General features: G+C 69.8%; 4 protein-coding genes and 1 pseudogene. 4 read left to right on the top strand and 1 reads right to left on the bottom strand.

All coding sequences use genetic code 11. The features are described from left to right. The 4 genes and pseudogenes from ABD466_RS29400 to ABD466_RS29385 form a co-directional block, all read left to right on the top strand. Nucleotides 1-576, top strand: a pseudogene (locus tag ABD466_RS29400) (hypothetical protein); the annotation flags it as partial. Between the two features lie 144 nt (nucleotides 577-720). Further along, nucleotides 721-1,560: an SAM-dependent methyltransferase gene (locus ABD466_RS29395; RefSeq protein ID WP_344660447.1), complete on the top strand. Its 840-nt coding sequence runs from the start codon at nucleotides 721-723 to the stop codon at nucleotides 1,558-1,560. A 327-nt stretch (nucleotides 1,561-1,887) separates the two neighbouring features. After that, a complete protein-coding gene (locus ABD466_RS29390) occupies nucleotides 1,888-3,408 on the top strand; it encodes an APC family permease (RefSeq protein ID WP_344660446.1) in 1,521 nt (506 codons plus the stop codon). Continuing rightward, entirely contained in the window at nucleotides 3,405-5,114 is a 1,710-nt protein-coding gene (locus ABD466_RS29385; RefSeq protein ID WP_344660445.1) for a flavin monoamine oxidase family protein, read from the top strand. The genes ABD466_RS29390 and ABD466_RS29385 overlap by 4 nt, the downstream gene beginning before the upstream one ends. Nucleotides 5,115-5,250: 136 nt before the next feature. Here ABD466_RS29385 and ABD466_RS29380 read toward each other — a convergent pair whose 3' ends face one another. Next, the gene (locus ABD466_RS29380) at nucleotides 5,251-6,495 is read right to left on the bottom strand and encodes an MFS transporter (protein ID WP_344660444.1); all 1,245 of its coding nucleotides are present in this window, start codon (nucleotides 6,493-6,495) and stop codon (nucleotides 5,251-5,253) included. Nucleotides 6,496-6,564 lie beyond the last annotated feature (69 nt).

Raw genomic sequence — 6,564 nt, 5'->3', positions numbered from 1 at the left:
CTGTCGATCAGCAGCTCCGGCGCCATCACCGGCACGCCGAGCACGGCCGGCACCTCCAGCGTCACCGTCACGGCGTCCTCCGGCACCGCCTCCGGCAGCACCACCTTCAGCTGGACGGTCAACCCGGTCGGCGGTGGCGGCAACGCCATCACCAACGGCGGCTTCGAGACCGGCAGCCTGTCCGGCTGGACCGCGTCCGGGGTCACCTCGGTGACCACCTCCGGACCGCACAGCGGCGCGGACGCGGCACAGCTCGGCAACACCAGCCCGAGCAACACCTCGTCGATCGCGCAGACGTTCACCGCCGCCTCCGGCAACAGCAAGCTGACCTTCTGGTACAACGTGACCTGCCCGGACACCGTCACCTACGACTGGGCCACGGCCACCCTGAAGGACAACACCTCCGGCACCACCAGCACAGTCCTCGCGAAGACCTGCGTGTCCTCCTCGGGCTGGAAGCAGGTGACGGCTTCGATCACGGCGGGCCACAGCTACACCCTGACCCTGACCAACCGCGACGACAACTACACCGGCGACGCCACCTACACGAAGTACGACGACGTCGCGACCTCCTGACCGCTCCATGAGCTGACAGCACCATCGGGACCGGCCCTCGGCGAGGGCCGGTCCTCCCCACGTATCAGGGCTCGAAATCATTGCGTAGCCCCGATCGGCTATCCTGCGTCTGGTTCGTGATCGTCGAGGCCGAGGAGGTCGGACGTGCCCGAGGACACCCCGTGGGGGCGGGGCCCGATCGTCCCGGCGAACGCTCTGCCGGGCGTGGACACCACCGTCGCCCACCCGGCGCGGATGTACGACTACTTCCTCGGTGGCAAGAACAACTTCCCGGCCGACCGGGAGGCGGCCGAAGCGAATCTCAGGATCCTGCCGACCAGCCGGGCGATGGCCCGCGCCAACCGCGCCTTCCTCGGGCGCGCCGTCCGCCATCTGGCCGAAGAGGGTTTCACCCAGTTCCTGGACCTCGGCACCGGCATCCCCGGGCCGGGGAACACCGGCGAGGTCGCTCGTGCCGTTCAGCCCGGCGCCCGCATCGCCTACGTGGACAACGATCCGATCGTGTCGGCGCACTCCCGCGCGCTGCTCGCCGACGCGGACCCGGCGGCCACCGCCGTGGTGCAGGCCGACCTCCGGGATCCGAGGGCGATCCTGAACGACACCGCGGTGCGCTCGGTCCTCGACTTCGACCGCCCGATCGCCGTCCTGCTCGTCGCGGTCCTGCACTTCATCCGCGACAGCGAGGATCCGGTCGGCGTGGTGCGCACCGTCATGGACGGCGTCCCGGCGGGCAGCCGGCTGGTCCTGACGCACGGCACCGGCGACTTCGACCTCGAACGCTCGAAGAACGCGGTCAGGGAGTACGACCGCGCGACCGCCCCGTTCGTCTTGCGCGACTTCGCCCGGATCGCGGAGTTCTTCGACGGGCTCGACCTCGTCGACCCGGGACTCGTCCAGATTCCTTGGTGGCGTCCGGAGAACGGCGTCGTTCCCGAGGGCTCGGAGCAGATCTGGCTGTACGGCGGCGTCGGCATCAAGGCCTGAGGTCCGAGCGTGTCATGACCCGCCGTGGCCGAGGAGGGTGGCGGTGAGCTGCCGGCGGCTGCGGACGCCGAGCCGGTCGGCGGGGGGCCGGGCCGGCGAAAAAGCGCAGCGCTCTTCTCCGCGCTGGTATTCACGCACTCTGTCATGATCCGCTCCCGAATCGGTGACAGGTTGTGCGTTGCCCTGCCGCCCTGACGGCAGCAGGCTTCCTCGACAACGGGTTGCGTACCCTGCTTCCCCTGCCGGACCAGGCGTTTCCGGCGCCCGCGTGCCACCCGCGGGCTGCTCCGCACCGCGCAGCATCTTGTTCCCGTCCGAGGAGTCACCATGTCTGCCAGTTCCCTGATAGACCCGTCGCCGGACGCCGGCGCGCCGCCGAAGGTGGAGCGGCTCAAAGCCGGCTCGGTCGGCCTGACCGGCGTCATGTTCATGGCGCTGGCCACCGCGGCCCCGATCACCGCGATGACCGGCAACCTGCCCATCATCATCGGCTCCGGCAGCGGCACGCACGCGCCGGGCGCGTTCCTGTTCGTCACCGGCGTGCTGCTGTTGTTCACCGTCGGCTACGTCGCGATGGCCCGGCACATCACGGCGGCCGGCGCCTTCTACGGCTACATCTCGCACGGCCTCGGCCGGGTCCTCGGCATGGCGTCGGGACTGCTCGCCGTCCTCGCCTACGTGGTGTTCGAGGCCTCGATCGTCGGCATCTTCGCGTTCTTCGCCCAGTCGGCGGTCCAGAACCAGTTCCACCACAAGGTGCCGTGGCAGGTGCTGGCGTTCACGATGGTCGCGGTCATCGCGGTGCTGGCCTACTTCGACCTGCACATCGCCTCGCGCGTGCTGTCGGTGGCGCTGGTCGGCGAGGTCGTGATGCTCCTGCTGCTGAGCCTGTCAGTGCTCTTTCACGGCGGGGGCGAGGCCGACGGCCTGGCGCTGCACACCCTGAACCCGCTGAAGGCCTTCGCGGGACCGTCGGCCGGCATCGGGCTGTTCTTCTGCTTCTGGTCCTGGATCGGCTTCGAGTCCACGGCGATGTACGGCGAGGAGTCCCGCGAGCCCAAGCGCATCATCCCGCGCGCGACGATCCTCGCGGTGGTCGGCCTCGGTGCCCTGTACACGCTGGTGGCCTGGACCACGTTGTCCGGTAACGGCCTGGCCACCTCGGTCGCGGTGTCCGGCGGCAGCACCGGCAACCCCCTCGACCTGTTCTACGGGGCTTCGCAGACATACCTGGGCCACTGGGCCGTGACGCTGTTCGAATGGTTGATGTGCAGCAGCGCGTTCGCCTGCGGCATGGCGTTCCACCAGTGCGCCTCGCGGTATCTGTACGCGATCGGCCGCGAGGGGTTCATCCACCGGCACCTGGGCCGGACGCACGCGCGCCACGGCTCGCCGTACCTGGCGTCGTTCGTGCAGACCGGGATCACCGTCGCGATCGTCGGCGCGTTCTGGGCCGCGGGAAAGGACCCGTACCTCGACCTGTACACGCTCACCGCGATCCTGGGGACGATGGCGTTGCTCGTCGTGCAGGCCCTGTGCTCCTTCTCGGTGGTGGCCTACTTCCGGTCGCAGCACCCTGAGACCCGGCACTGGTTCCGGACCCTCGTCGCACCGGGGCTGGGCGGGCTCGGCATGGTCGGCGCGGTCTATCTGCTCGTCACGAACCTGAAGACGGCCTCGGGCGGGTCGTCGGCACTGCTGCTGACCCTGACACCGTGGATCGTCGGCGGGGTCTTCGTGGGCGGCATCGCGTACGCGCTCTACACCCGGGCGAACAATCCGGGCAAGTACGAGATCCTCGGGCGGATCGTCATGGAAGACGCACACGAGCGAGTGGAGGAGTCGTGAGGACCCAGCACATCCAGTTCCTGCGTTCCCTGGCAGCCGACCACGCGACGGCGGACCGGCTCGGACTGCCCGTGGAGGAGTACCGCGGCCTGCGCGACGAGGCCCGTGCCGAACCGGAGGGGCCGTCGCGCCGGGCCCTGCTCGGGCGGGCCGCAGCCCTCGGACTCGGAGCCGCGGCGCTCGGCGCCGGGACGGCCGAGGCACGCCCGGCCCACGCCGACACGGCCACCCCGGCCGACCTGGTCACCCGGACTCCTCCGCCGGCTCGGGTGGCGATCATCGGCGCCGGGATCTCCGGCCTGACCGCGGCGCTGACCCTGGCGGACAAGGGCGTCGCCTCGACGATCTACGAGGCGAACCCGAGCCGGATCGGTGGCCGCATGTACTCCCAGGGCAGTCCGGCCAACCCCGGTTTCTGGGACCAGGGCCAGGTCTCGGAGTACGGCGGCGAACTCGTCGACACGGGGCACCACACCCTGCTGGACCTGTGCCAGCGGTTCGGATTGGGGCTGACGCCGGTCCGGCACGTCTACGGGTCCCAGGCCGACCAGATCCTGTGGTTCCAGGGCGGCTACTACGACCGCGCACAAGCCGACGACGACTTCCAGCCCGTGTACAAGAACATCCAGTCCGACATGAACTGGGCCAAGAACACGATCCCGACCTACGACAACACCAATCCCGGCGCCACAGCCTTGGACGGAATGTCGATCGTGGACTGGATCAACACCCGGGTCCCGGGCGGCGAAGGCTCGAAGCTGGGCGCCTTCCTCGACGTCGCCTACAACGTCGAATACGGCGCCGACTGCGCGGACCAGTCGGCGTGGGCCCTGCTGTCGCTGCTCGCGTACCAGACCAAGCCCGCGCACTTCAACATCTGGGGCCTGTCCGACGAGCGCTACCACATCACCGGCGGAAACGACCAACTGCCGCACCTCATCGAGGCCGCCCTGCCCGCCGGAACCGTGCATCGCGGGATGACCCTGCTCGCCGTCGCCCGCAACGCGGACGGGACGCAGACCCTCACCTTCGCGATCGACGGCGGCGGCACCACGACGGTCGTCGCCGACCACACCGTGCTGACCGTGCCGCTGCCGATCCTGCAGCAGCACATCGACTTCTCGAAGGCGAACCTGGACCCGATGATGCAGGGCGTCCTGGCGAACATGCAGATGGGCTACTGCACCAAGCTGAACATGCAGTTCACCGGGCGGCCCTGGGCCGGCACCGGACCCTGGCCGGGCACGTCGAACGGTGAGGGCTTCTCCGACCAGCCGTTCCAGCAGGTGTGGGACGTGACCCGCGGACAGGCCGGCTCCGACGGGATCCTGATCCAGTACGGCGGCGGAAGCCTGGCCCGCGCCCTGAAACCGCCGTCGGCGTTCACGGACGCGACAGCGTCCTACACGCGCAGCCTGGTCGGCACCTATCTGGGCCAGATCGAAATGCTGTTCCCCGGCACGACCGCGTTGTGGAACGGCAAGGCGAAGCTGTCGGCGTGGCACCTGAACCCGTACTCCTACGGGGCGTATTCGATGTGGCCGGTGAACTACGTCCACCGGTTCGCCGGCTATGAGCGGATCCCGCAGGGCAACCTGCACTTCGCCGGAGAGCACACCTCGACGGACTTCCAGGGCTATATGAATGGCGGCGCCGACGAGGGGCAGCGCGCCGGCAACGAAGTGCTGGCCGCGCTTGGGTTGTAAGACCGTCGCTGGAGGTTGAGAGCGAGCGCCGAGGCGGCGCGGGGTGCGGTGGAGCGGCGGTGACACAGCTGCTCGGCGGCCTCGCGTCGCCTCGTGCCGCGATCTGGAGAACGGCTGATGTCGGCAGGGCGGAGCGTCATGACCGCCTGAGGTCCGGGATCACGGCTCGGCGGCGGAGTCGCCAAGTCGCCATCCAGCCCGCCGTGATCACCATGGCGCCGCCGGCGATCGCCATGGCCGGTCCCGTGCCGGCGCGGCTGGCGATGGCGCCGAGGAGCACCGGGCTCGTGCCTTGGAGGGTCATCATGCCGGAGCTGAGCAGGCCGAAGGCGAGTCCTTGGTTCTCTGGCGGTACCGCGTCGAGGAAGCGGCGTTGCAGGCCCAGGGCGTATGCGCAGCCGGTTCCGGAGGCTAGGAGGAACAGGAAGCACAGCGACGGTGGCGGGTCGGCGGCGAGCAGCGGCAGCGGTATTCCCATCCAGGCGGCCAGTGGGACCACCAGCGTTTCGCGGGCCGGGGGTGTCAGTAGCCTTCCGACGGCCAGGTCGCCGATCAACATGCCCAGGGGTGCGCCGGCCAGGAGTGGTCCGTCGAGGCCGGTGTCGAACCGGCGTTGGCCGGCGTAGGCCACCACCAGGCTTTCGGCGCCGGCGAGGAACGCGGAGGGCAGCCACTGGGCCAGGAGTAGTCGCCGTACCTTCTGGTCGCGCAACAGTCGGCCGGAGCCCGACCAGCTGGCTCTGAACACCTTGCCCGGTGTGGCGCGCGGTGCCGGCAGGTTCGGAAGGCGCCAGCGCACGGCCAGTGCGCAGCCGGCGTTCAGCGCCCCGGCCAGCAGCAGGGCTGGATGGGCGCCCAGAGCTGCCACGGTGGCTCCGCCGAGGGCCAGGCCGAGCAGCTGCGCCGCCGCGGAGGCGATGTTCGACAGTGAACGGCCCAGGACGTAGGCGTCACCGGTCAGGGCGTCGGCGACCAGCCGGTTCGTCGCACCGTTGAAGACCGGGGTCAGCACGGACACCCCCGCCAGTATGGTGAGCGCCGCGAGCGTGGGCATCGGCAGGAGCCCGAGCACGGCCGCTGCCGCGCACTGCAGCGAGTAGCCCGCGGCGATCAATCGCCGTGGCCGCAGGCGGTCGGACGACGCGCCTAGCAGCATCGAGCCGGGCAGCTGCGGCAGGAAGCCGGCACCGAAAGCCAGCGCGCTGAGCAGCGGCGAACCGGTCGAGGTGTAGATCAGTACCGACAGGGACGTGATACGCAGCGTTTCGCCGACGATGCCCATCGTCCGGACGACGAAGATCAAGCGGAACAGCGGCTCGGCCAACACCTGGCGGTAGGTGGTGCGCGGCCGCGGTGAGTCGAGGAGCGTGAGGTTTTCCACGTGTCCAAGGTCGCGTGCGCTCGGGCTCGTGAACCAGAGATTCGTCCCAGGACGAAGACTCCGTGGTCG

The sequence above is a fragment of the Catenulispora subtropica genome (assembly GCF_039531675.1).
GTDB lineage: Bacteria > Actinomycetota > Actinomycetes > Streptomycetales > Catenulisporaceae > Catenulispora > Catenulispora subtropica.
The sequence above is the reverse complement of the archived record's forward strand: the minus strand, read 5'-3'. Positions and strand labels throughout refer to the sequence as shown.

Excerpts from the sequence above, each read along its gene's own strand:
- ABD466_RS29390 (WP_344660446.1), top strand. The coding sequence starts at position 1,888 with ATGTCTGCCAGTTCCCTGATAGACCCGTCGCCGGACGCCGGCGCGCCG.